This window comes from Moraxella caviae, assembly GCF_002014985.1.
GTDB classification, from domain to species: Bacteria; Pseudomonadota; Gammaproteobacteria; order Pseudomonadales; family Moraxellaceae; genus Moraxella; species Moraxella caviae.
Genome location: NZ_MUXU01000062.1, coordinates 1 through 25085, shown reverse-complemented (window position 1 = coordinate 25085; position 25085 = coordinate 1). Strand labels below are relative to the sequence as shown.

Here is a 25085-nt window from a genome sequence, read left to right as displayed (position 1 = left end):
AAACTTCCATCTTTTTATCAAAGAATGCGAATTTAGATTTAATTACGGCACACCATCACAAAAGCTAAAAACTTTAAGAAAATGGTGTGAAATTTAGGGTTAATCTAGTACAGCCCCATAATTTTTTAAAAACACACCGTATCTTTTTATTTTTCCAAAGTTTTGGCTTCGTCCCAATAGCGATCCATCATCGCCAAATCGCACTCGGAAAAATCCTTGCCTGCTTTTTGCAAACTGTCTTCCACATGAGCAAAACGGCGCTTAAATTTTGCAATCGTGCCTTGCAATGCCATTTCACTATCCACACCCGTATGCCGCGCCAAATTTGTCAAAACAAATAAGCAATCGCCCAGCTCATCAGTGATTTGCTGTTTTTGCACGCCATCAAGTTTGTCATTTTTATAGTCAAATTCACCGCTTGGCAGCACCGCTTTTAGCTCTGCGATTTCTTCTTGTAGTTTATTCAGCACGCCTTGTAAATTCGCCCAATCAAAGCCCACGCTTGCCGCTGATGCTTGCAGATTTTGCGCTTGGTTTAGTGCTGTGCCTGCCTTGACATCACTTAATTTTCTGACAGGCTTACCTTCGTTTTCTAAACGCTTGATTTCGTCCCAGCGTGCTTTTACCGCTGCGTCCGTTGTTAAGTTTTCCTTATCAAAGACGTGCGGATGGCGGCGAATCAGCTTATCTTGCAGCGCATAAATCACATCGCCCATATCAAAGCGCTGCTGCTCGGCATACAAATGCGCATGAAATACCACTTGCAGCAGCACATCGCCCAGCTCGCCCTTGATGTCATCTGCCGTGCGTGGCGTGCCATCGTCCGCACCAATCGCTTCAATCAGCTCAAAGACTTCTTCAATGGCGTATTTTTGTAAAGATTGGTTGGTTTGCTTGGCGTCCCATGGGCAATTGGTGCGTAGGCGTGCCATTAACGCAAGCAAATCTTGAAAATTAGTGGTGGCGGTTGGTTGGCTCATGATGATTTTTTTAAATACAAACAATTAAATACACATAAATAAAGCCCATCATAACAAAATGACGGACTTTATAAAAGTGCTGGTTTGGGTTTTTGCTTGTCTTATTGCGTCTTTTCGCTCAATTTTGCACCGCTATTTTTACGCTTGCGCATCGCCAAGCCATCACGGATATTTGCACCCATCAAACTTAAATTAACCGCTCCCGCTGCCAATTCCAACGCCTGAACCGCATAAAACATTGCGCCAAACTCATTGATTTGTGCCAAATGATTTAGATAAAATGCGCACGGCAACAGTACCAGCACACCATTTAAAGCGATGATTGGCATACGTTTTTTCTTGGCCACAACCACGCCACGTTTTGCTTTACCGCCCAGCACATTACCACTCACGCCTACAGCAATCATCACTGGAATAAACACCACAAAAGCACCCAAGATACTTTGCTTGACGCTCGCAATGGCTGCATAGGATAAGAAAAGCTCAGAAAACAGCGTGCTTGACCAAAAAGCAGCAATGAATAAAAATCCCAAAACACCACAAACGGCATGAATGACAGCGACAATGTTACGTTTCATAAAAACACTCCTATAAATAATTGACAACTAGTTTACTATTTAATTTTAAATTTGTAAACTAGTTGTCATTTTTATTTGGTATGTTTTTTGTAAACTTGACAATCAGTTGTCATTTTGAAATAATAGCACCATCATTTACGTATTTTCACATATCAATTTATCATGACCCAATCAAAATCCACCAAAACTCACAGCGAATTGACACCCAGCGAGCGTCTAAGCCACATTACGACACAGATTTTTTATTTAAATGGTAAATTATTGCGTTTTGGTGATGAATTTGCTGCACAATTTGGCTTGACTGCCGCACGCTGGCAATTATTGGGCGCAATCAGCCTTGCTGCCGAAGCGCAAACTTCACCACAAATTGCCGAGCGCATGGGCATGACCAGACAAGGCGCACAAAAACAGCTCAATTTATTATTAGAAGCCGGGCTGATTGTCGCACTGGAAAACGAGCAGCACAAACGCTCGCCCAAATACGCCTTATCAGCAAAAGGCAAGCGCACTTTTGAGCAGGTGAACGCCGCATGGCTGCAAGTAGCGAGCAGCTGGGCAGAGAATTTTAGCGAGAAAAAACTTACCGCCACCCAAAAAAGCCTAGATAAACTTGGCGAGTTGATTTAGATTTCACCAAATCCAAACTCTGCACCAAATCCTTTTACCAACCCAAAAAACAAACCGCCCAAAAGAGCGGTTTGGTCATTGGCATGGTCGTTAGCACGCCCAAGTATGTAGGTTTATACAACTTAGTAATCACTGCCAAAAGTCTGCGCCTTTGATTTGGGTGTGTTGCTGACGAAAAACTGGGTCTGCGCCTGTCTTTCGCTGAGCATCATAGTCCATAAGCGCACGCACCACAGGTTTGGTCAAAAGCACAATCACCACCAAATTGATATAACTCATCAAACCAAAGGCAATATCACCCAACCCCCATGCCAGCGCTGCGGACTGTACCGCACCCAAAAACACCGTTGCTAAAAATACCGCTTTTAGCAGCAAATACCAAAACTTATGCTGACGCTTTTGATCAAAATAACTGAGCGCGGTTTCGGCCACATAGTAATACGCCAAAATTGACGTAAACGCAAAAAGCACCGCCGACACTGCCACAAACCAGCTGCCAAACTGACTAAACGCAGTAGACACCGCCATTTGCACCCACACACCACTCGCTGCCACACCTGGAATATACTCAACCAGCATCGCTCCATCAGCAGCGGCGACATTATAATTGCCTGTGATTAAAATCATCACGCCGGTCGCTGTACAGACAATCACTGTATCCACATAGATAGAAAATGCCTGTACCAAACCCTGCTTGACAGGATGGCTCACGCCTGCCGCTGCCGAGCTAAATGTCGCCTCGCCTGCGCCTGCCGCGCTTGAAAATACCGCTCGGCGCACACCCCAAGACACCGCCTGTCCGACAATACCACCAAATACCGCGTCCATGCCAAATGCACTTTTGACAATCAATGCCACGGTTGCAGGAATTTGTGGCGCATTTAAAAACAGCAATGCAAACGTCATACCTACATAAATCACCGACATAATTGGTACGATTTTATCTGCCGCCTTGGCAATGCGTCCAACACCGCCAAAAATCAACCAAGCAGTGAGTACTGTCAGCACAACCGCTGTCATCAGCGTGCTGATGCCTGCTGTATCACCCAATGCAGCTGCGATGGTGTTTGACTGCACGCTTGGGATTAAAAAGCTATAACACACCAGCACCACCGCTGCCGCTATGCACGCCAGCCACTTTTGTCCAAGCCCAATCTCAATATAATAAGGGATACCACCGCGAAAACGCTGCTTGTCATCACCTGCAGCATCTTTGGTTTTGTAGAGCTGTGCCAAGGTTGATTCGGCAAAAGCACTAGCACCGCCCAGCACACCCATGGCCACCATCCACAGCACCGCACCTGGGCCTCCAGCAGCGATAGCTGTCGCGACACCGACTATATTGCCCGTACCAATACGCCCAGACAATGCCATACAAAACGCCTGAAACGGACTAATGCCACCTGTCTCATGACTAGGTTTTTCGCGCAATAATCGCAGCATTTCACCCAGATAACGTAACTGCACGCCTTTGGTTGCAACCGTAAAATACAAACCCACACCTAGTGCCAAATACACCAGTGCATCACTCCACAGATAGCCTGCAATCGTGCCTATCAGCTGCTCCATGTCATTACTCCTTGTTCATGCCAAAAGCATATAATGCCATTATGGTTGATAAATATCCATATATGTCTACTTAATTGAATTCTATATTGTATACATAATCAAGTCAAGTACCAAATGATATTTTTGTATACAAAAATGAATACTTTTTTATTAACCGCTTCAACGCTATCAAAATAACAAACCCTAAGAATAAATCATCAGCATTAAAAAAACAGCACAAGTTCATACTTGTGCTGTTTAATTTCTTCCAAATTTGGCAAAACACTCACAAATTTGGCATTTCTACCGCCATGCCGTACAGTGAGTTTTGCCCCATATAGTCCAAAAACCGTCGCTGAAACAGCAATGTATGCTCATGCGCCATGCGTTCAGCGAGGTCAGCATCCTGCTGGCTGATTGCCACAAGTAAACCATCGTGGTCTTTTTCTAACACTTGCTCATCAAAATTTTGCACCAAATAATCAAACTGCACATACAACAGCCGCTGCCCTTCATCTAATAGCTTGGTATAGTGCGCTGCCAGATAGTCGTTTTTGCCAGCTTGCGCCACCAAGATGTGAAACCGCTTATTTTCCTCAAACATCTCATGAAAATCGCGACGCTTGGCAGCAGCGATGTAGCAATCGTTCACCGCCATCATTTCTGCCAACTCCTCATCGGTGCGCTGCATGGCAGCAAGGCGCGTGGTCGCACGCTGTAGTAAATCCAGTGCAGCAATGTACTGTGGAAATTCCTCAATATGAAATGACGATACCACCGTACTACGATTTGGCAACGTACTCGCCAAACCGTCCGCCACAAGCCTTGCCAACGCATCTCGCACTGGCGAGCGCGAAACACCAAAACGCTCCGCCAATGAAATCTCATCAAGCTGCGTATTTGGCTTTAGAATCAGCCTTAAAATCTGTTCGCGCAGCCGCTCATACACATAAGTACCACTGTGGCGTTTTTTATCGTTTGTGGTTTTGGCGGCTGGCTTGGTGGGTGGACTTAGTTGTGGCATGGTATCGGCTAATAGATTGTTTTATTTGGTTAAGTGTAAATCAAACATTGGTTAATATTGATAAAAATCCATAAGCAACCATAAATTTTATAAAAAGCTGCAGACTGGATTTTAAACAATATTGTACACAAAATACACACAAATTATATAAGCAAACAACAAAAAAGCCAAGCACTTTCATGCTTGGCTTATGGATTTATCCTACTTAGACAGTTTAGTAAATTCACCCCAAGTATCACTCAGCATAAAACCTTGCGCCAAAGGGTCGTCTGGATCTATACCCAGCTGATGAATGCCGTACACCCATGCCCTACCCGTCACCTGAGGCACGATAGCATGTCTGTCACCCACCATCACATCATCATGATAGCGCACAGCAAACTCACCACCGATGGTTGAGCGCGAAGTCAGCACATCGCCCTTTTTCACCAATCCACGCGCTGCTAAAGTCGCCAAGTTTGCCGAGCTGCCCGTGCCACACGGTGAGCGATCTATGCGCCCAGGTGGTAGTGTGGTGCAAGTTTGCACCGTATGCGCATCCAGCGTATTTCTAAACATCACATAAGCAATATGATTAATGGACGGATACTCTGGGTGGCAGACCGATATTGCTGCATTAAGCTCACGACATAAAATCGCCCCAGCGTCAGCAAGCTGTCTAGCGTTTTGTGACGCGAGCGCAAGATTTATTTGCGATACGTCCACCAAGCCATAAAACACGCCGCCAAACGCAATATCCAGCGTGATTTTGCCAAAAGTTGGGCTGTCAAAACTAAAATCCAAACGCTCTGCAAAGCTCGGTGTCATTGTCAAAGTCACACTCTGGCAGCGGCCATCTTTGCAATGCGCCTGCGCACGCACCAGGCCAACAGCCGTTTCTAGCACCACGTTGGTGATAGGCTCTTGCACAGGCACCATACCAAGCTCCAGCAGAGCCGTCACCACACAAATACTGTTACTGCCCGACATAGGGTGAGTTTTATCCGCTTGAAATATCACAAAAGCCGCATCCGCCTCTGGGTGAACTGGTGGCAATAGCAGATTGACCGACATTGCAAGACTGCCTCGCGGCTCACAAATCACAAACCGCCTTAGGCTGTCGTCCACATCATTTAGATAATTCAGCTTATCCAAAATACTCGCGCCAGGGATATTTAGCACACCACCTGTGATAACCTTGCCCACCTCACCTTCGCAATGAACGTCCACGAGCTGTAAAGTTTTTTGCCAGCGCATTATTTTGCTCCTTGCTTTATTTATTCCACTTGTTGTATCTGTCTTGCCGTATTTGTATTGATACGGCAAAAATTAAAAAGAGCCAACCTACAAATACCAGCCCCATGCCTGCTGGCTGTGATAGCGTGTGATTTGCTTGGTTTCTAGGTAGTTGTTTAGCCCCCATTCGCCAAGCTCGCGCCCAATCCCTGATTGCTTGTAGCCACCCCAAGGCGCTTCGGTGAAGGTTGGCTGCGAGCAGTTGATCCACACAATGCCTGCACAAAATGCCCTTGCCACTCGCTGACAGCGCGCATCATCTGCCGACATCACCGCTGCCGCCAGCCCAAATTGCGAATCATTGGCAAGACGAATCGCTTCGGCCTCATCATCAAAACGTCTGACCGCAAGCACTGGCCCGAAAACCTCTGTCGTCCATAATTCATGGTCGGTTGGCACGTCGGTAAAAATGGTCGGTGCAACAAAATAGCCCTTGACAAAGTCAGCCTTGCCACCTGTCGCCATGTGAATGCCGTCCGCCTGTGCTTTGTTGATGGCGCTTAGCACGCTGCGGTACTGTTTTTCATTCACCAAAGGCCCAAGTTTTACGCCAATGTCCAATCCGCTACCCATGCGAATGTTTTTTGCTTCTGCAACAAGTCTGTCCATCAGTTTATCATAAATGCCATTTTGTATCAGTAGGCGTGATGTCGCCGAGCAAACTTGTCCCTGATTCCAAAAAATCCCAAACAAAATCCACTCCACCGCCTGCTCAATGTCGCTGTCGTCAAACACCACAAAAGCAGACTTGCCACCAAGCTCAAGGCTTAAATTTTTCACATTGCTTGCCGCCTTTTGCATGATGTGCTTGCCCACTGGCACACTGCCTGTAAATGCCACCTTATCCACATCAGGATGCGTAGTCAGCACATCGCCAAGCTCACTACCAAAACCTGTGACAATGTTCAGCACACCCTTTGGCAAGCCGACTTTTTCAGCAATGCGCCCAAGCTCAATGGCGGTCATAGACGTGGCTTCGGCAGGCTTTAGCACCATTGTACAGCCTGCTGCCAACGCTGGCGCAACTTTCCAAGCCGCCATCAACATCGGATAATTCCAAGGAATGATGGCAACCGCCACGCCCACAGCTTCACGCCTTGCCACACTGTCAAAGCGCTCATCAGACAGCACTACTGGCGTTTCGGCAGTGTCGTCAAGCTCTTCTGCCAGCTGAGCATAAAACTCGAAACAGCCTGCCGTATCCGCAATATCCCAGCGTGCTTCGTCAATCGGCTTGCCATTATCCAGCACTTCTAAATACGCCAAATACTCAAGATTTTCATGAATTTTAGCAGCGATGGCACGCAGATAAGCCGCACGTTCCTTACCACTAAGCGTGCACCACTCGCCATCATCAAAGGCGTGACGAGCCGCCTGCACCGCCTGTAGTGCATCATCTTGGCTGGCTTTGGCGATGTGCGTAATCACGCTTTCATCATAAGGGTTGATACTCTCAAAAGTCGCACCATCTGTGGGCGACACCCACGCACCGTTGATGTAGAGTTTTTGATAATCGCCAAGCGGATAAGTAGATTTTGTAGTCATGATTACTCCTTGTGTGGTGGTTGGTTTTGCGATATTACCTATCAAAAACCAAACTCATAAAATTTGCAAAATTATACCAAAATCACATCAAGCCATATGGCTTATTCTACACGTTGCCGTGCCATCTTTTACTAAAATCTGTCTGCACGAAATGGGGTTAAATCCACCGAATTTTCATCACAAGATTGATTGTCATGGCGCAGTGTGGCACATAGCTTTTGCGCCACCAAAATCCCTGTGGTCGCACCCAAAGTCAAGCCAAGCTGACCATGACCAAACGCCAACGCCACATTACCAAAGCGCTTACTGATGTCAATGATAGGCTTAGTGTCTGGCAAAAACGGACGATAGCCCACGCCAAATTCATGCTCGTGTGTGTTTAGTTCAGGTAGTAGTTTTTGTGCTTTATTCAAAATAATATTAGCTCTGGCAAAGTTTGGCGGTGCATCTGCATTAGCAAATTCAATCGTCCCGCCAATCTGTAATCCTCGCGTCATCGGTGTCATCGCAAAACCACCATTAAAATAAATCACCGAATGTTTAAGTTGTACATTTGGCTTTGGCAAAATCACCTGATAACCTGCCACACTTGCCAGCGGCGCGCAAATACTCAGCACATCAAAAAAACGTTTTGCACCTGTGCCTGCTGCCAGCACCACAAAATCAGCCGCCAATGTCCTGCCATCGCCTAGACGAACACCGCTCACCTTAGCATCTTGGATTATAAGCTCACACGCTTCGTCCAAAATGCGCTCACCGCCCTTTGCCAAAAATCGCTCGGTCAGCGCCTTGATAAAACCTTCGGTATCGCGCACCGCTGACCAATCATCAAACAACAAGGCATGATTAAAACGCTTGGCAAAAGCAGGTTCACAATCATGAATGCCTGATTTATCCAGCACTTGATAAGAAAAACCTAGGCGCTGTCTTAGTGCCAAATACTCTTTTTCTGCTTCAATATCGGCTGCGCTGTCAAACAGCTCTAGCACAGGATTGCAATTAAATAGCTGCTTCTCGTCGCCATCTAAAAGATTGTGATAATCTTGATACACTCTGCTGGTAAGCGTGCTTAGCTCAGTGGCAATGTCGTTGATTTTTTGGGTATTGGCGCACGCCAAAAATCGCATAAACCACGGCATATTTGGCAACAGTGCAGATGGGCGCAGTGCCAGCGGCCCTTGCTGATTCATCAGCCAAAAGGGCAATTTTTTCAATATGCCTTTTTTAGACAATGGCACAACCTCACCAATGGCAAGCTGTCCGCAGCTCCACTTGGCGGTGCTATCACCTGCAACCTTTGGGTCAATGACACTGACATGATGACCTTGTTTTTGCAATGCCAAAGCACAGCAAATACCAACAATCCCACCACCAATGACAACGCTTTTTGGAACTGCTACTCCCATCAATTTCTCCTTTTGATGACTAGAATTTTGCACAGATAACCATAACTCACAAATCTTAAAAACACCAGATACGCACTTGCAAACAGCCAAAGCCACCTGCCTTGGCTGCTGCTTTATGTCAAACGCACTTATGGGTGATGGTCATGAATAATAATTATAAGCAATCATTATGCCATCGCTGCTTCGTACACTTGACGAAATTGTGTTTTTTCCGCTTCGGTTAAAGGCAGTAAAGGCATACGCGCAGCCCCCACTTTGAAGCCCGCCAATTCAGCACCATACTTGACTTTTTGGACAAATTTGCCAGATTCTAGATTTTGCATCACAGGGAAAATCTTGCGCATGACAGCTTGTGCACCTGCCAAATCGCCAGCGGTCGCACGATTAAAAATCTCCACCGTTTTTTCCACAAAACAGTTGGCAGGCCCACAAATCCAGCTGCTTGCACCCCACAAGAAAAAGTCCAGCGCCTGATCGTCAGAACCACAAGACAGCCCAAAGTTATTGGTATAGCGACCAGTGATTTGCATGGCGCGCACCAAATCACCGCTACTTTCTTTAATGCCAATCACACGCGGATGATCCGCCAAAACGTCCAACACCTCAAAACCAACCTCCACATTGGTGCGGATTGGATAGTTGTACAGCACCACATTGATGTGCTCAAAAGTGCTTAAAATAGCCTGATAGTGTGCCAGCAGTTCGCTTTGATTTGGTAGAGCATAATAAGGTGGCGCAATCAGCAAATTATTATAGCCTGCATCTACTGCCTGCCCCACTTGCTCAATCACCTCTCGCGTACAAGAACCATTCGCCCCTGCAATCAGCATTGCATCACCTGCCGTTTCTTTGACAAATTTTAAGATTTGTCGGCGTTCCTCATTGGTCAAAGCGTAGTATTCACCTGTTGAACCTAAAGGCACAAAACCTTTCACGCCTGCTTTTAGCTGATGTTCGATGATTTTGCCAAGCTCATCAAAGTTTACTTGATCGTTTTTATCAAACGGTGTTACCAATGCTGGCAAAATACCTGTCAACTGTGTCATTTTCTCACTCCTGAGTGCTGATGCTGTCAGCTTGGCAAATGCTTGAAATAAATCCGCCAAACACTTCAGCAATATCCAAAACCAAACCACAACAGTGGCATTCCCGATTGCTCATCAATACACCAACCAGCCACACTGACAAATCAGCATTTGTGGACTTTTTGGAATATTTAATTGTATACAATCATGAATTCAATACTAAAGAGAAGTTTTTGCCTTGTCAAGCATCTTTTTTAATTTTTAATAAAATTTAGGGAAAAACACAAAGAGATGATAAAAATATTATTTTATAATCAATAAGTTATAAAATATCTGTTATTTTTATCAAAATTATTTTGACTTTATAAAAATTTTATTTTATATTTTGTATACATTATTGAATACAAATAATTCCCAAGCTTCTGGCTGGATAGCTGTGATTTTTGCGATTTGTTTTTCAATAATTTGTGCATAAAACCACCAACAAATCGTCTCAAGCAAACAAGGAGTATGCCATGACCATCAATAACCAAACCGTCTTTGATGCCGACCGTGCGCACGTTTTTCATTCGTGGTCAATACAGTCTGCGCTCAAGCCCCTTATCATCAAGTCAGGGCTTGGCTCATATCTGTGGGATTATGAAGGCAAGCGTTATTTGGATTTTAGCAGTCAGCTGATAAACACCAATGTCGGACATCAGCACCCCAAAGTCATCGCAGGCATCAAAACACAGCTGGACACACTTACTACCATCGCGCCTGCCACCGCCAATCACGCACGCAACGAAGCTGCTGAGCGACTACTGGCAATCGCAGGCGATGATTTTGCTAAAGTTTTCTTTACCAATGCAGGTGCAGATGCAAACGAAAATGCGATTCGTATGGCACGCCTATACACAGGACGCGATAAAGTGCTGTCGTCTTATCGCTCTTATCATGGCAATACAGGTGCTGCTATCGCTGCCACAGGCGATACGCGCCGTGTACCAAATGAATACTCGCGTGGTCATGTGCATTTTTTTAGCCCTTATCTGTACCGTTCAGATTTTTGGGCGACTGACGAAGCTCAAGAGTGCGAGCGTGGATTGCAGCATTTGCGCCGCGTGATTGAAGCTGAGGGCGCAAGCAGCATTGCGGCAATCTTATTAGAAGCTCTACCAGGAACAGCAGGTGTGCTGGTGCCGCCATCAGGTTATATGCAAGGCGTGCGCCAGCTGTGCGATGAATTTGGTATCGTTTTAATTATGGACGAAGTAATGGCAGGCTTTGGACGTACTGGTAAGTGGTTTGCACATCAACACTACAACATCACCCCAGATCTCATTACCTTTGCCAAAGGTGTGAATTCTGGCTATGTACCAGCAGGCGGCGTCATCATTCACCAAAAAATCAATGCCTATTTTGACGACAAATCTTTTCCTGGTGGTTTAACTTATTCAGGACACCCACTGGCGATGGCATCTATCGTTGCAACGCTTGATGTGATGGCGCAAGAGCACATGATAGAAAATGCTGACACCATCGGTAATGGCGTACTGGCGCAAGGACTAAAAGCCTTAGCAGACAAACACACCATCATTGGCGAAGTGCGCGGCATGGGTGTGTTTTGGGCGCTGGAGCTGGTCAAAAACCGACACAGCAAACAAAAACTGTCCGCAGATGAAATGAATACCATCAAGGCGGCTTTGATTGAACGTGGATTGCTGCCATTCATTGCAGAAAACCGCATTCACGTTGCACCGCCTTGCAATGTCAGCACTGATGAAGTCGCTCAAGCACTTGCCATTGTTGATGAAGTGCTGGGCATGGCTTGTACTCAATTTATCAATGAATGACTACAAACTAAACGATTTGTTTCTAGGCAAGCTGTATATTTAAGACGTTTGCACTTAAGACAAATGCACAGCTGAAACACCGCGCCAGCTTAACCCTGGCGCAATCAACCGAACCACCACATTTCTACAGGAGTTGCTATGAACATCATCGGACACTGGATTAACGATGAAGTCATCATTAAAGAAAATTCACGCACTCAAGCCGTTTATCACCCATCTACAGGTGAAATTGGCGCACAAGTCGCTCTAGCGGACGCAAACACCACACAGGACGCCATCGCTGCCGCCCAAGAGGCTTTTGCAACTTGGAAAACTATCACACCCATGCGCCGAGCCAGAATTTTGTTTAAATTCAAAGAACTGCTTGAACAAAACATTGATACTTTGGCAGAACTGATTGGCAAAGAACATGGAAAAATCCTACACGATGCCAAAGGCGAAATTCAGCGCGGTATTGAAGTGGTGGAATATGCGTGCGGCGCGCCTGAGCTACTCAAAGGTGAATTTACCAAAAATGTCGGCTCAGAGATTGATTCATGGAGTGATTTTGCACCTTTGGGTGTGGTAGCGGGCATCACACCATTTAATTTTCCCACTATGGTACCGTTATGGATGATTCCGATGGCTATCGTATGTGGCAATACATTCGTGCTAAAACCCTCAGAAAAAGACCCAAGCGCTGCCCTTTTTATTGCCAAACTTCTGCACCAAGCAGGCTTGCCAAAAGGCGTACTCAATGTTGTCAATGGTGATAAAGAAGCAGTAGACACGCTGCTGTCCGACTCGCGTGTGCAGGCTGTGAGCTTTGTTGGTTCAACGCCTATTGCCGAGCATATTTACCGTACCGCCAGTGCGCACGGCAAACGCTGTCAGGCGCTTGGTGGTGCAAAAAATCACGCCATCGTCATGCCAGATGCGGATTTAGATAATGTTATCAATTCGCTGCTAGGCGCGGCATTCGGCTCATCTGGTGAACGTTGCATGGCATTATCGGTAGCGGTTACTGTCGGCCAAGAGATGGGTGATAAACTTATCAACGGCCTTAAAAAAGCCATGCAAACGCTAAAAGTTGGTGCATACCACGACAATGATAACCACTTTGGCGCGCTCATCAGCCAAGCACACAAACAAAACGTGCAAGCCCATATTGACAGCGCAGAACGTCAAGGCGCAAACATTGTGGTTGATGGCAGAAATCCGCACGTTGCGGGCTATGAAAATGGTTTTTATGTTGGCGCAACGCTCATTGACAATGTTACACCAGACATGGATAGCTACCGAGCTGAAATTTTTGGCCCAGTACTGCAAGTTATTCGTGTAGACACCATCGCTGAAGCATTGATACTTATCAACCAACACGAATACGGCAATGGTACTTGCATTTATACCCAAGATGGTGGCACGGCACGCTATTTTTGTGACAACGTGCAAGCAGGCATGGTTGGCGTAAATGTGCCTCTGCCTGTACCTGTGGCATACCATAGCTTTGGTGGCTGGAAACGCTCATTATTTGGGGATTTGCACATTTATGGCCCTGATGGCATTCGTTTTTATACCAAACGCAAAACCATCACACAGCGCTGGATTGCCAATAAAGAAAGTGCGATTTTTTCTATGCCGACCTTATAGCTCAATTTTGACTTTAGGCAAGTCGCACCAACTTTAAATCAGCAGTAAACCCATCAACAAGCCAACAAAGCCGTCCGACAATTTGGGCGGCTTTATTTTTAAAACCAAAATTTCGGCACCCCAACCCAAAAAAACAAACCGCCTAAAAGAGCGGTTTGTCATTATCTATTTTAGCTTTAGCTTATACACAAGCACTCACTGCGCCAAATCCGCAAACAATGCCGTGGACAAATAACGCTCGCCTGATGATGGAATCACCACCACGATGGTTTTGCCGGCGTTTTCTGGGCGCGCCGCCACTTGCAATGCCGACCACACCGCCGCACCTGCAGAAATCCCCACCAAAATACCTTCTTTGGCAGCCATCTCACGCGCGGTGGCGAAGGCAGCTTCGGTGGTTACAGTAATGACTTCATCGTAAATACTGGTGTTTAGAATGCTTGGCACAAAGCCCGGAGCAAGCCCTTGCAGCTTATGCGGGCCTTTTTCGCCGCCGCTGAACACTGGCGAATCGGCAGGCTCTACCGCCACGATTTGCACGTTTGGATTTTTGGCTTTTAGCACTTCGCCCACGCCTGTAATTGTGCCGCCTGTGCCGATGCCCGCCACCACGATGTCCACTTTGCCGTCAGTGTCGTGCCAGATCTCTTCGGCAGTGGTTTCACGGTGGATTTTTGGGTTGGCAAGATTGTCAAATTGGCGTGGCATAAAATAGCCGTCTTGAGCGGCAAGCTCGTTTGCCTTGGCGATTGCGCCGCCCATGCCGTCCGCCGCTGGCGTCAGCACCAACTCAGCGCCATACGCACGCAAAAGCGCACGACGCTCAAGGCTCATGCTCTCAGGCATGGTGATGACCAAGCGATAACCGCGCGCCGCTGCCACCATCGCAAGCCCGATGCCCGTATTGCCGCTCGTGGCTTCCACAATGGTATCGCCTGCTTTTAGCTCGCCTGCTTTTTCCGCTTCGTTAATCATTGACAAAGCGATGCGGTCTTTTACCGAGCTTGCTGGGTTGAAATACTCAAGTTTTGCCAAGACGGTCGCGCCTGCGTCTTTGGTGAGCGTGTTTAGCTTGACAAGGGGCGTGTTGCCAATCAAATCGGTGATGGAATTTGCGATGTTCATAATTTTTCCTTATGTGATGTGGTTTGGTAGATTTGCTTAGCATAGCAAATTTTTTGTCATTTTAATACACGCTTGTTCGAACTTTTTAGTCAAAAATTACGCTGTTTTATTCTGTTTTGGAATATAAACCGCCGCATTGTTTAATTTTGCCAAGTTTTTACACTTGTCAAACCTACTCACCACAAACCAAAACCATTCACCGCAAACCGCACAAATTTCTCGCCAAATGTGCTACAATCAACCATCATTTAACCAACTTCACAAATGGCAACACCATGAAAAATTTTGAACCCATCACCATCAGCTGCTTTAAAGCGTATGACGTGCGCGGCGAGCTGGACGTAAACCTTGATGCCGACATCGCCTATCGCATTGGGCGTGCCTTTGGGCAAATTTTGGCAAGTCAAAACAACACACCAAACCCAACCATCGTGGTCGGCAGCGACATTCGCCCAACCAGCCACACTCTAAAAACCGCCGCCGCCGAAGGCATCACGGACGCTGGCGTAAACGTCATTGACCTTGGCATGACTGGCACCGAAGAAGTGTATTTTGCCACCAGTCATTTTGGTGCGATTGGCGGCTTGGAAGTAACCGCAAGCCACAACCCAATCAACTACAACGGCATGAAGCTGGTGCGTGAAAACTCACGTCCCATCAGCGCAGACACAGGACTTGGCGAGATTCGCGCGCTTGCCGAAAGCGGACAATTTGCCAGCGCTGCCAAAGGGCAAATCACCCAAAACACCGACAAAGCCGCCTACATTGACAAGCTGATGAGCTTTGTGGATACCGCCAAATTCACCGCTAAGAAAATTGTCGTTAATAGCGGCAACGGCTCAGCAGGCCCAGTGGTGGACGAGCTTGAAAAACGCTTGGCGAACTTGCCGATTGAGCTTATCAAGGTGCATCACGAACCTGACGGCACATTCCCAAACGGCATTCCCAATCCGATGATTATCGCCAACCAAAAATCCACTCAGCAAGCCGTCATCGCCCACAAAGCCGACTTTGGCGTGGCGTTTGATGGCGACTTTGACCGCTGCTTTTTGTTTGACGAAAAAGGCGATTTCATTGAGGGCAGCTATATCGTGGGTATGCTTGCCGAAGCCTTTTTGGGCAAGCACGAAGGCGCAAGCATCGTCTATGATCCGCGCGTGATTTACAACACCGAAAACGTCATCAAAACGTTTGGCGGCACACCGCAAATCAGCAAATCAGGACATTCGTTCATCAAGCAAGTCATGCGTGAAACGGGCGGAATTTATGGCGGCGAGATGAGCGCACACCACTATTTTAAAGACTTTTTTTATTGCGACAGCGGCATGATTCCGTGGCTTTTGGTGATTGAGCTGCTTTCCACCACAGGCAAGACGCTGTCCGAGCTGGTTGATGGCTACATCGCCGCTTTCCCAAGCTCAGGCGAGCTTAATTTTCGCCTAGGTGCGATGAGTGCTGATGAAATTTGCCGCACGCTGGAAGCCAAATTTGGCACGCTCAATCCTGCCAAAAACACACTGGACGGCTTAAGCCTTGACTTTGGACAATGGCGATTTAATCTGCGCTCAAGTAACACCGAGCCTTTGATTCGCCTAAACATTGAAAGCAAGGGCGATAAGGCGTTATTACAAGAAAAAACCGATGAAATTTTGGCAATCTTACACGACTGCGGTGCGGTAGCGGCAGATCATTGACTGCAAGTAAATTGGCATGAAAATCTCTTTGGGTGTACGCTCAAAGAGATTTTTATTGTGTAGATTTTCTAAAAAGCTATCAGGAATTAAGACGCTTTAAAGGTGCAGAAAGTCTGTGCAAATGTTTGGGTGTAACGCCATGATACAGTGCCTGAATTTTTGGCATATCCGCTTCAATATCGCCTGTGGGATAAAATGGCGGCATGAAGCGCAGTTCACGAGCCTGATAATCAAGCGCCACAGGAATGATTGGCACGCCTGCGCCAAGTGCCAGATAATAAAAGCCTGTGCGCCACGTTTGGGGTGCGTGGCGAGTACCTTCTGGCGATAAGCCCAAAAACAGCGGCTTGCCCGTGTGAAAACGCTCAATGCTGGCTTGTAGCACCGAGCCTTTCTTACTGCGGTCAATCGGCACAACGCCTGCCCAGCGCAGCAACTGCGCCAAAATCGGCACAGCAAAAAGCTGCTTTTTGCCCAAAATACGAATATCAATACCCAAAGCCAGCAGCAAAGGCAGCGCCACCACGCCATCCATATTTGATGTGTGCGGCGCGCCAATCACCACCGCCTGCGTGATGTTTGGCACGCTGCCCACCACACGCCAGCGGCTAAATTTCAGCGCAAATTTGGCAAATTGCCGAGCGAATTCCCCCTGTCTTTTTGGCACATTATCGCCCAAATCCTGCGCACGCAAAGCAGGCAATGAATCAAAAGCTGCAGTCATAAAATCATCATCAAATCAAAATTGATTTAGTGTACTACTGTTTACTAAAAATTGCAATAAACAGATGATGGCGATGAGTGATTACCAAACAAAAACCCCAATGTTTCATGTGGAACATTGGGGTTTTATTGTTGGGCTAAAATTGAAAATATGGCGTGGTATTTAGAACTGATCTAGTGCAAGCTCTTTATCATATCGCGTGCGAATTTCGGTTATAACAGCTAGTCTTGATTATATCAATCCAATCTGCGCACGATGTTGTATACAGGCTTCAGCAAATCCAATAATAACATCAGCCAAGAAAATCGCCCGCTGCTTCGCTTCGATTTTATCATTATCGGTCAATATCTCACCACCTCGCAATGTCATCGAAGCAAACTGCTCATCAATAATTTGTAGAAACATGATTTCGTGATAATTTTGTAAACTGGCTATATAGCTCATTGCACCTGATATACCATCTGCTGGTCTGCTAGTAACTTTTACCTGTAAGTTATCATCCATAAATTCCAAAAATTTACGATAAATGTCATACTGGGCAACACAATCGCCATTTACATCAGTCGTGATGCTGTCATGTAGAATTTGAGCGATCATCGGCATGTAGCTGGCTGCCTTTTTAGCGAGTTGTTGCTTAACTAGCGTGCGGCTGGCTTCAGTACTCTCTAACCCCAAAAGACTCGCCATCGCCCCACTCCATTGCTCTATGGTATCACTGACAAGTTGTTGTTTTTTATCATTCATACCATCCACTCTCATCATTTGTATGTAGATAATGAGTAATAAAAATGACAACTCGCCAGCTACCGCCTCTCTCCATAATGCAGCATGTTGATTGGCAGACAATGGAAACTCATCTCTAGCAAGTTTAGTATTCGCAGCCAATAATGCAATAGAACTTGATTTAATAGGACTTGATTGAAGGCTGGTTTTATTTGAGTTTACAGTTTCTTTGAAAATGATAATCGAAAACACGATCACAAACACCGTTACACCAAGAATAACCCACTCCACGCCCAATCACTCCTTGGATACAAAAATGTCAAAAATAGCAATAATTGCTACAGAAATCAGCGGTGCGATAAACGTTCGAGCAATACCCCCAACCAAGCCCCAAGCAAGAAGCCACATCACACCACGCCCAAAACCAGTTACTTCAATTAACTCCCAAAGCCACCAGCCAGAGCCAACCCATACAACCAATGACGATATCATCATCGCTATTACCGCTATGCCACCAAGTTTATCATCATTGTACATACAGTTCTCCTTTGGAACGCTCACCTGATGCAACAAAAGGTCATTATAACCCATACTAAATATTGCACAAGCAATCTCAAGTATGCTATCATGACTACTTTTAGGGATACTTTATGGGAGCAAACTCCATGGCGCTACATGATAATATTCGCAAACTTAGAGAACAAAAACAGTGGTCGCAGGAATATATGGCAGAACAATTAGGACTGTCTAAGAATGGCTATGCCAAGATAGAACGTGGCGAGAGTCGCCCCAGTTTAGATAGATTGGAGCAGATTACAGCAGTCTTTGGGATTAGCATGACTGACCTATTTAATGATGAGCGTCAGTCTATTACGTTAATAAGTGAAAACAGCCAGCACAGCTCAAACTACTATAACAGCGATCAAGCACTGGCAAGAGAGAACGAAAAATTGCAATTAATACTAAATCATAAAGATGAAATCATTGCCCAAAAGAACGAGCAAATCAGCACCTTGCAATCACTGGTGAAGGCACTGCAAAACAACCAATAAACACAAACAATTACGGCATTCTTCTCATCAAAGAATGCCGTACAAATCCATCACACCAAAATCACACCTTTCTTTGCCTTGCCACTTCATACAGCACCATGCCAGTCGCCACCGACACATTCAGGCTCTGTGGTCTGTCTGGCGTGTCCGCCATCGGAATGTACACCAGCGTGTCGCAGTGCGCTTGGGTCAGCCTGCGCATACCTTCGCCTTCTGAACCCATGATAATCGCCACCTTGCCGCTAAAATCGCACTCGTGTAAAGGCTTTGCGCTTTCGTCCAATGCCGTGCCAAACACGAACACGCCTGCCGCTTTTAATCGCTCCAAAGCACGCGCCAAATTCGTTACCGCAACCACATCAATCACTTCCGCAGCACCGACCGACACCTTCGCCACCGTTGGCGTGATGGGCGCACTTTGGTGCTTTGGCACAATGACCGCATCCACACCCATGGCGCAAGCCGAACGCAGGCATGCCCCCAAATTATGCGCATCGGTAATCTGGTCCAGCACCAAAAACAGCGCATTTTCTTTATCAAGCAAACCATCAAGCAGTGATTCGTCCGCCATCGGCTTGGCACGCGCCGCCAAAACCACACCTTGGTGCTGATGGCTGTCGCACAGCTGCGCAAGTTTGTCTTTGTGCGCCATTTGCACGCTTATGCCCATCGCCTGCGCCTGCGCCATGATGTCGTGGTGCGTCTCGCTTGGCGTGGCATCTTCTCGCTGCTGCACAAACAGCGTCAGCGCATCTTCAGGACGGCGTTTTAATAGCGCACTCACCGCATGCACGCCATAAAAATGTGGCGTTTTTGGCTTGTTTTTGACAGGTGCAGATTTGGCTTTGTCGGCTTTTTGCTTGTGATGAGTGTGCGTTTTTTGGGATTTGCTTGATGTTTTCATGGATTAAACTGATGATAAAAAATAACTTTGACTTGATAAAACTTGCTTAATACGGCTGAATTGATGAGCTTATAAATGAAACTGACGAAACGCCAACCAACAATAATTTTCGTACAATTATTTTCGTACAATTATTTAGAATTTCTAATAAATCATCATAAATTTGGCTGGCTTATCACAGCATGCCCACGCCAGATAATTGACGTGCTAAAGTTGCCGCGCGATTATCGGTCATGCCGCCAATAAAATCCAGCACCTTTAAATACGCCTGATACAAAGTATCGTCTGCGCTGATTTCAGGCTCAATCAATTTTAAAGCCAGCAAATGCTTTTTATTCAGCGGCTTGCCCTGCACCACAAATTCATGCACCGTAGGAATCAGTAAATCCATCAGCGAACCCAGACAGCCAAAAGCGGCAATCTCGGTGGCAAGTTTGGAATGATGGTGGAAAATTTTATCGTGCGCCATTTGCTTGGCGTGGGCGAGCGTCTCTTGTACGGCAGGCTTGGCGGCGGACAATAAATCAGGATACTCAAATTCACCGCACAAAATCGCATCGTGATGCTGCATAAAAGTATGCGCCACGTCTTCTACAGCAATGCCAATCGCACTGCCACGCAAGGCACGATAGCGTGTGCGCTGGCTGAGTTTCGCCTTATGATCGGCTGGCAAAATATGGCGCAGCACCGTCTCAAATTCGCTCGCACTAATCAGCTCAAGCTCCACCGCATCTTCCAAATCCAAAAGCGCATAACAAATGTCGTCTGCCGCTTCCATCAGATAAGACAAAGGGTGTCTTGCCCAATGCGTCTCGCCAAGCTGCGGTAAATTCAGCTCATGCGCCACCGCCTGCACCAAAGGCAGCTCGCTTTGATAAAAATTAAACTTGCCCTTCGCCTTGGCAAACTCATGGTCGCTGCCCCAAGGGTATTTCATCAGCGTACCAAGACTTGCCGCCGTCAGCCGCATACCGCCAGCGCCTGCATACATCTCAAGGCTCGCCACGATACGCATACTGTGCGCATTGCCTTCATAAGTGCTGATGTCGGCGCGCTGTTTGTCGGTGAGTTCTTGTAAATATTTGCCATGCTCAGGCTTGGCAAACCACGCCTTGAGCGCATCTTCGCCAACGTGCCCAAAGGGCGGATTGCCCAAATCATGCGCCAAACACGCCACTTGCACGGTGGTGCTGACATCGCTGATGCTGCGTGTCTCTGGCAAAAGTCCTTGCGTCTTTAACGCCACGCCAATCTGATTGCCCAAACTACGCCCAACACTCGCCACTTCCACGCTGTGCGTCAGGCGATTGTGCGTAAAATCACTTTGCGCAAAAGGGTGAACCTGCGTTTTGCGCCCGAGCCTACGAAACCGCTCCGAAAACACCACACGGTCATAATCCATATGAAACGGCGTGCGTGGCACATCAATGCTGTCGTGATTGCCGTCCAGCGCGATGATTTCGCCATGTTTTGGGCGTAAGCGCGCACTGCTTAATAAGCGCAGCCACTGATTTTGCAAACTTTTCTTATCACAACTCATCACTCATTCCTTGTTTGTTGGCGTTTGGCGGAAATTTGGCTGGCGTTTTGCCGATTATTATTAAGTTTTAATTAACAATAAAATCTTGAATAAATTGTGAATTTACTGTCAATATCCACAAATCATCGCAGATAAATCTCTGACAAATCGCTTATAATTTAGTCGCCATGGTGATGGTATAGGTTTTGCCTTGCTTGACTTTATCAGCATTGCCAAACACTTCAGTAAACGCACGCTTCATAAATTGGCGCAAACCATTGATGGTTACCACATAAAAACGCGCGCCCACTTCCATGCGCTCATAAGCGTCCAGCAAGTACAAATAATGCTGCTCTTTGCCCACTTTGGCAGGCAGATTACTCATCACAAGGCTAAATTTGCGTGCCTTATCCACGTCATTAAAACCATTAGAAAGCTGTACTTGTGCGTTAGTTAAGCCGTTGTTTTTGCAGTTGATTTTGGCATATTCCACCGCCACAAAATCCTTGTCAATCAGCAAATGCTCGCCATTTGGGCATTCTCTGGCTGCCGTCATACCAAGCACGCCATAACCACAGCCCAAATCAATGGACGAATCATCGGCACGAAAATCAATATGATCAAGCAGCATCAAACTGCCATCGTCCAATTTTTCTGGGCTAAAAATCCCCCAAGTGGTGCGAAAATGAAACGGCTTGCCAAGCACATCTTCACTAAAGGTGATGTCTTCTCGCCAAAGTTTGGCACGTTTTTGTAGGTCAGCTAAGGTGGTCTCGGTCATAATTATTAAGTTTTTCTAAATTAAAGTTTGCAATCTGATGGCTTAGGCTAAGTCTGATAAACCAACGCCACATCAGATGAAATTAAAATACTGATGGCTATTGTAGCAAAATTTTGTGCACGATGGTTGTGATTTGCGCATTTGTGCAAATTTTTGCAAAAAGGTTAGCCCCTAGGGTGGTGCGTGGCGTGCAGTTGCTGCAATCTTGCGGTCGCCACATGGGTGTAAATCTGCGTGGTGGACAGATTGCTATGCCCCAAAAGCAGCTGCACACTGCGCAAATCCGCGCCATGGTTAATCAAATGCGTGGCAAATGCGTGGCGCAGCGTGTGCGGAGAAATGTCGCTGTGAATCTGGGCGGCAAGCGCATATTTTTTAATCATGTGCCAAAAATTATGCCGTGTCATGTAGCCGCCTTGTGTCGTCAAAAACAGCGCTTGGCAGTCGTTTTTTTGGCTGGGCAAAAGCTCGCTACGTCTTATCAAATAATCATTGATGGCGGCAGCGGCATATTCACCCAATGGCACCAGTCGTGTTTTATTACCTTTACCTGTGATGGTAATCCAGCCAGCGTTCAGATTGATTTGATCCAAAGACAAGCCCACAAGCTCAGACACACGCAGACCGCAAGCGTATAGCACTTCAAGCATGGCTTTATCTCGCAGTCCAAGCGTGGTGGACGTATCAGGCGCGGCAAGCAAATTGGTGATGTCAGTTTCGGACAAACTTTTGGGCAAGGTGCTGCCTAATTTTGGGCTTTTGATATGCTCGCAAGGGTTGTCGTGGCGCATTTCTTGCTCAATTTGCCACAAAAAAAACTGGCGCAAACTCGCCAGCAGTCTTGCTTGCGTGCGTGGCGATTTGCCCGCCTGCTGCGATGCACTCAAACAGCTTAGCACGTCTTTTTCCGCCCACATCGTCAAAGGCGTGCTGCTGCTGGCAATGCACGCGCGCAAATCCCTAAGATAAGCGTTTCTTGTGTGCGTGGCAAGCCCACGAGCAAGCATCGCCGCCCGAAATTCACTCAAAAAATCAGGGTCGTCATCATAATGCGTGATAGTCGGCTGGCGTGGTTCTTTGGCGCGCGTTTTGCTCATGGTTTGGTTATTTTATTTAGTTTTTCTTAATAATTAGATAGCGATAACTGCCATCTTCTAAGGTCTGCTCAAGGCTTAGCGTATGCCCCAAATGACGGCAAAAATTAGGAATATCTCTTGTGGTGGCAGGGTCAGTTGCCAGCACTTCAATGCATTCACCACCTGCTGCTTTGCGTATGGTTTTATGTAGCAGCATGACAGGCTCTGGGCAAATCAAGCCTTTGGTATCCAAAGTGTGATTTGGTGTTTGTTCATAAGTTTGCTTGTCTGCTTGCTCGGTATTTTGACTCATTTTTTTAAGCTCAAAGATGGATAAGATTTAAAAGTTGGCGTGATTTTTTTAAAGGATTTTTAGGCGTTTTCTGAATGCTTTTCTGAACACTTTTCTGAGCGGTTTTCCAAATTGCTTTGCTCAAGAAATGTTAAGAATTTCTTAAAATTTACTCGGAACAAAAACGGCATGCCAAACCACGCAATCATCGCCAAAAACAGCCCCATAAAAAACACCACGCCAGCGCCTTGACGAATAAAAATCGCCAGCGCAAACATCAATAAACCCACGCCCACCGCCAGCACCGTCTTTAAAATGCCTGCCTGAATGATGCGATAGCGCGCCAATAAAAACGCATGGTACAAGCTGATGGGAATACTGACGGCAATCAGCGCATAAGGCAAATAATGAAAGGCGTAATACACAAGCGCACTGTCTTTAAACGCCGCAAGGCTTGCCAGTGTGCCAAACACACAAAAGCACACAATCGCCGCCAAGCCAAGCCGCACGCTAAGATTGGCAAGGGCGATGGCTTCTTTGATGCGCTGGATAATGGCAGGATTCATGGTTTGGCTCGCTGGTTTGGGTGAATGTGTAAATAAGATTTGGTGGTTTTAGTCGTCTTTTTAGCTGCCTTTTAGTCGTCATGCTCGCCATCATGGTAGCTGCCGACACGCTGCGCCACTTCGGGTGCATAAAAATAGCCGTCAATCAATAAGCACGCTGCAATGTCATCAATCGGCGTGCGCTCATCGTCAATCCAGCCACGCTCCCACGCCACAGACCGCGCCTGCGCCGAGCTTAGACGCTCATCATATAAAAACACCTGCGCTTTATTTTTACGCTCGCCCAAGCGGTGCGCCAGACGGCGAGCGAATTTGTGCGCGCGCTTACTGATCATGCTGTCCGTGCCGTCAATATTAAGCGGTAAACCCACCAGCACCACGTCAATTTTCCAAGTGTCAATAATGCCCAGCAAATTTTCCCAATCTGGCTGCCCATTATTCATCGCCAAAATATCAAACGGGCGCGCGTCCGCTGTCAGGCTGTTGCCCAGTGCCATGCCCATTTTTTTCACGCCAAAATCCAGCGCCAAAACCAAAGTCGGAGAACTCATTAGGCGTATCCTGTGGTAGCGACAAAAAAGTCTGGATTGATGCCAAGTTTGTCATAAACAAGGCTGATTCGCTCTTCAAAAGGCGCACGAAATAGGATTTCCAAATCAGCTGGGCAAGCAATCCAATCGCCCTGCGCCACTTCTTTATCCAGCTGCCCTTTGCCCCAATTACAAAAGCCCATGCACACCAAAAAATGCGCAAGGCTGTCTTCGCTGATACGCTCTAAAATGTCTTTGCTGGTCGTCAAGCAAACGCTCTCACCGATGGCAAACGATGACGCAAAATCAGGCAAGCCCGTGTGCAGCACAAAACCCGCTTCAGGGCGTACAGGCCCGCCGTGCAGCGCAGGCGTATTCATGGCTTGTTGCGAGCTTGGCATGCCCATCTCGCCAAGCAAACCGCCCACAGAAATGGCATTTAGCGGCTCATTCACCACAAACCCCCACGCACCTTCTGGCGTGTGGCGTGTGATGTACACCAAAGTGTCGGCAAAGCGCTCGTCTGGCATTTGCGGACTGGCGATTAAAAAATGATGTGTTAAATTCTTATAAGTCATGCAAATTGATGGCTGGTTTTTAAGTTTATTTTAGGGGCTGTCCTAGATA

At 46.8% G+C, this 25085-nt stretch carries 25 protein-coding genes and 1 pseudogene; 6 read left to right on the top strand and 20 right to left on the bottom strand.

Annotation, left to right across the window (positions count from 1 at the left end):
- Positions 1-97, top strand: a pseudogene (locus B0181_RS11960) (IS1595 family transposase); the annotation flags it as partial.
- 49 nt (positions 98-146) lie between these two features.
- Here B0181_RS11960 and mazG read toward each other — a convergent pair.
- A complete protein-coding gene (gene mazG / locus B0181_RS09580; RefSeq protein ID WP_078277283.1) occupies positions 147-980 on the bottom strand; it encodes a nucleoside triphosphate pyrophosphohydrolase in 834 nt (277 codons plus the stop codon).
- Positions 981-1081: 101 nt separating this feature from the next.
- On the bottom strand, positions 1082-1558 hold the full coding sequence (locus B0181_RS09575; RefSeq protein ID WP_078277281.1) for a hypothetical protein: 477 nt from the start codon (positions 1556-1558) through the stop codon (positions 1082-1084).
- Positions 1559-1720: 162 nt separating this feature from the next.
- On the opposite strand from B0181_RS09575, the gene B0181_RS09570 reads away from it, so the two are divergent.
- Positions 1721-2185 (top strand): MarR family winged helix-turn-helix transcriptional regulator, encoded by a 465-nt coding sequence (locus B0181_RS09570; RefSeq protein WP_078277280.1) that lies wholly within the window; start codon positions 1721-1723, stop codon positions 2183-2185.
- Positions 2186-2314: 129 nt separating this feature from the next.
- On the opposite strand, the gene B0181_RS09565 is transcribed toward B0181_RS09570, so the two are convergent.
- The 6 genes from B0181_RS09565 to B0181_RS09540 all read right to left on the bottom strand — a co-directional run bounded on the left by B0181_RS09565 (position 2315) and on the right by B0181_RS09540 (position 10029).
- The gene (locus B0181_RS09565; protein WP_078277279.1) at positions 2315-3754 is read right to left on the bottom strand and encodes an alanine/glycine:cation symporter family protein; all 1440 of its coding nucleotides are present in this window, start codon (positions 3752-3754) and stop codon (positions 2315-2317) included.
- Between the two features lie 265 nt (positions 3755-4019).
- Positions 4020-4757, bottom strand: coding sequence for a GntR family transcriptional regulator (locus tag B0181_RS09560; RefSeq protein WP_078277278.1), 738 nt, complete (start codon positions 4755-4757; stop codon positions 4020-4022).
- A 201-nt stretch (positions 4758-4958) separates the two neighbouring features.
- On the bottom strand, positions 4959-5993 hold the full coding sequence (locus B0181_RS09555) for a proline racemase family protein (RefSeq protein WP_078277277.1): 1035 nt from the start codon (positions 5991-5993) through the stop codon (positions 4959-4961).
- 87 nt (positions 5994-6080) lie between these two features.
- A complete protein-coding gene (locus tag B0181_RS09550; protein ID WP_078277276.1) occupies positions 6081-7577 on the bottom strand; it encodes an aldehyde dehydrogenase family protein in 1497 nt (498 codons plus the stop codon).
- A gap of 131 nt (positions 7578-7708) precedes the next feature.
- Positions 7709-8983: an NAD(P)/FAD-dependent oxidoreductase gene (locus B0181_RS09545; RefSeq protein WP_078277275.1), complete on the bottom strand. Its 1275-nt coding sequence runs from the start codon at positions 8981-8983 to the stop codon at positions 7709-7711.
- Between the two features lie 167 nt (positions 8984-9150).
- Positions 9151-10029, bottom strand: a complete 879-nt coding sequence (locus B0181_RS09540) for a dihydrodipicolinate synthase family protein (protein WP_078277274.1) — start codon at positions 10027-10029, stop codon at positions 9151-9153.
- Between the two features lie 446 nt (positions 10030-10475).
- Between B0181_RS09540 and B0181_RS09530 the strand changes: the two genes are divergently transcribed.
- Both B0181_RS09530 and B0181_RS09525 read left to right on the top strand, forming a co-directional pair.
- Positions 10476-11843 carry an aspartate aminotransferase family protein gene (locus tag B0181_RS09530; protein WP_278044942.1) on the top strand — a complete coding sequence of 456 codons (1368 nt, stop codon included), beginning with the start codon at positions 10476-10478 and terminating at the stop codon, positions 11841-11843.
- Between the two features lie 138 nt (positions 11844-11981).
- Positions 11982-13472 (top strand): CoA-acylating methylmalonate-semialdehyde dehydrogenase, encoded by a 1491-nt coding sequence (locus B0181_RS09525; protein WP_078277271.1) that lies wholly within the window; start codon positions 11982-11984, stop codon positions 13470-13472.
- Positions 13473-13667: 195 nt separating this feature from the next.
- On the opposite strand, the gene cysK is transcribed toward B0181_RS09525, so the two are convergent.
- Positions 13668-14597, bottom strand: coding sequence for a cysteine synthase A (cysK, locus tag B0181_RS09520; protein ID WP_078277270.1), 930 nt, complete (start codon positions 14595-14597; stop codon positions 13668-13670).
- A 275-nt stretch (positions 14598-14872) separates the two neighbouring features.
- On the opposite strand from cysK, the gene B0181_RS09515 reads away from it, so the two are divergent.
- The gene (locus B0181_RS09515; RefSeq protein ID WP_078277269.1) at positions 14873-16291 is read left to right on the top strand and encodes a phosphohexomutase domain-containing protein; all 1419 of its coding nucleotides are present in this window, start codon (positions 14873-14875) and stop codon (positions 16289-16291) included.
- A gap of 79 nt (positions 16292-16370) precedes the next feature.
- Here B0181_RS09515 and B0181_RS09510 read toward each other — a convergent pair whose 3' ends face one another.
- The 3 genes from B0181_RS09510 to B0181_RS09500 form a co-directional block, all read right to left on the bottom strand.
- Positions 16371-17015, bottom strand: coding sequence for a 1-acyl-sn-glycerol-3-phosphate acyltransferase (locus B0181_RS09510; protein WP_078277268.1), 645 nt, complete (start codon positions 17013-17015; stop codon positions 16371-16373).
- Positions 17016-17246: 231 nt separating this feature from the next.
- Positions 17247-18029, bottom strand: coding sequence for a hypothetical protein (locus tag B0181_RS09505; protein WP_133141455.1), 783 nt, complete (start codon positions 18027-18029; stop codon positions 17247-17249).
- Between the two features lie 6 nt (positions 18030-18035).
- Positions 18036-18275 carry a hypothetical protein gene (locus B0181_RS09500; RefSeq protein WP_078277266.1) on the bottom strand — a complete coding sequence of 80 codons (240 nt, stop codon included), beginning with the start codon at positions 18273-18275 and terminating at the stop codon, positions 18036-18038.
- 128 nt (positions 18276-18403) lie between these two features.
- Between B0181_RS09500 and B0181_RS09495 the strand changes: the two genes are divergently transcribed.
- The gene (locus B0181_RS09495; protein ID WP_078277282.1) at positions 18404-18790 is read left to right on the top strand and encodes a helix-turn-helix domain-containing protein; all 387 of its coding nucleotides are present in this window, start codon (positions 18404-18406) and stop codon (positions 18788-18790) included.
- A 61-nt stretch (positions 18791-18851) separates the two neighbouring features.
- On the opposite strand, the gene rlmB is transcribed toward B0181_RS09495, so the two are convergent.
- From rlmB to B0181_RS09455, 8 genes are all read right to left on the bottom strand, one after another.
- A complete protein-coding gene (gene rlmB, locus B0181_RS09490; protein ID WP_078277265.1) occupies positions 18852-19694 on the bottom strand; it encodes a 23S rRNA (guanosine(2251)-2'-O)-methyltransferase RlmB in 843 nt (280 codons plus the stop codon).
- A gap of 175 nt (positions 19695-19869) precedes the next feature.
- The gene (locus B0181_RS09485; RefSeq protein WP_078277264.1) at positions 19870-21234 is read right to left on the bottom strand and encodes a deoxyguanosinetriphosphate triphosphohydrolase; all 1365 of its coding nucleotides are present in this window, start codon (positions 21232-21234) and stop codon (positions 19870-19872) included.
- A gap of 151 nt (positions 21235-21385) precedes the next feature.
- Entirely contained in the window at positions 21386-21994 is a 609-nt protein-coding gene (locus B0181_RS09480) for a class I SAM-dependent methyltransferase (protein ID WP_078277263.1), read from the bottom strand.
- Positions 21995-22158: 164 nt separating this feature from the next.
- On the bottom strand, positions 22159-23091 hold the full coding sequence (gene xerD / locus B0181_RS09475) for a site-specific tyrosine recombinase XerD (protein WP_078277262.1): 933 nt from the start codon (positions 23089-23091) through the stop codon (positions 22159-22161).
- A 16-nt stretch (positions 23092-23107) separates the two neighbouring features.
- On the bottom strand, positions 23108-23383 hold the full coding sequence (tusA, locus tag B0181_RS09470) for a sulfurtransferase TusA (RefSeq protein ID WP_078277261.1): 276 nt from the start codon (positions 23381-23383) through the stop codon (positions 23108-23110).
- A 59-nt stretch (positions 23384-23442) separates the two neighbouring features.
- Positions 23443-23928, bottom strand: a complete 486-nt coding sequence (locus B0181_RS09465; RefSeq protein WP_078277260.1) for a hypothetical protein — start codon at positions 23926-23928, stop codon at positions 23443-23445.
- Positions 23929-23999: 71 nt separating this feature from the next.
- Positions 24000-24479, bottom strand: a complete 480-nt coding sequence (ruvX, locus tag B0181_RS09460) for a Holliday junction resolvase RuvX (protein WP_078277259.1) — start codon at positions 24477-24479, stop codon at positions 24000-24002.
- On the bottom strand, positions 24479-25036 hold the full coding sequence (locus B0181_RS09455) for a YqgE/AlgH family protein (protein WP_078277258.1): 558 nt from the start codon (positions 25034-25036) through the stop codon (positions 24479-24481). The genes ruvX and B0181_RS09455 overlap by 1 nt, the downstream gene beginning before the upstream one ends.
- Positions 25037-25085: the final 49 nt, after the last annotated feature.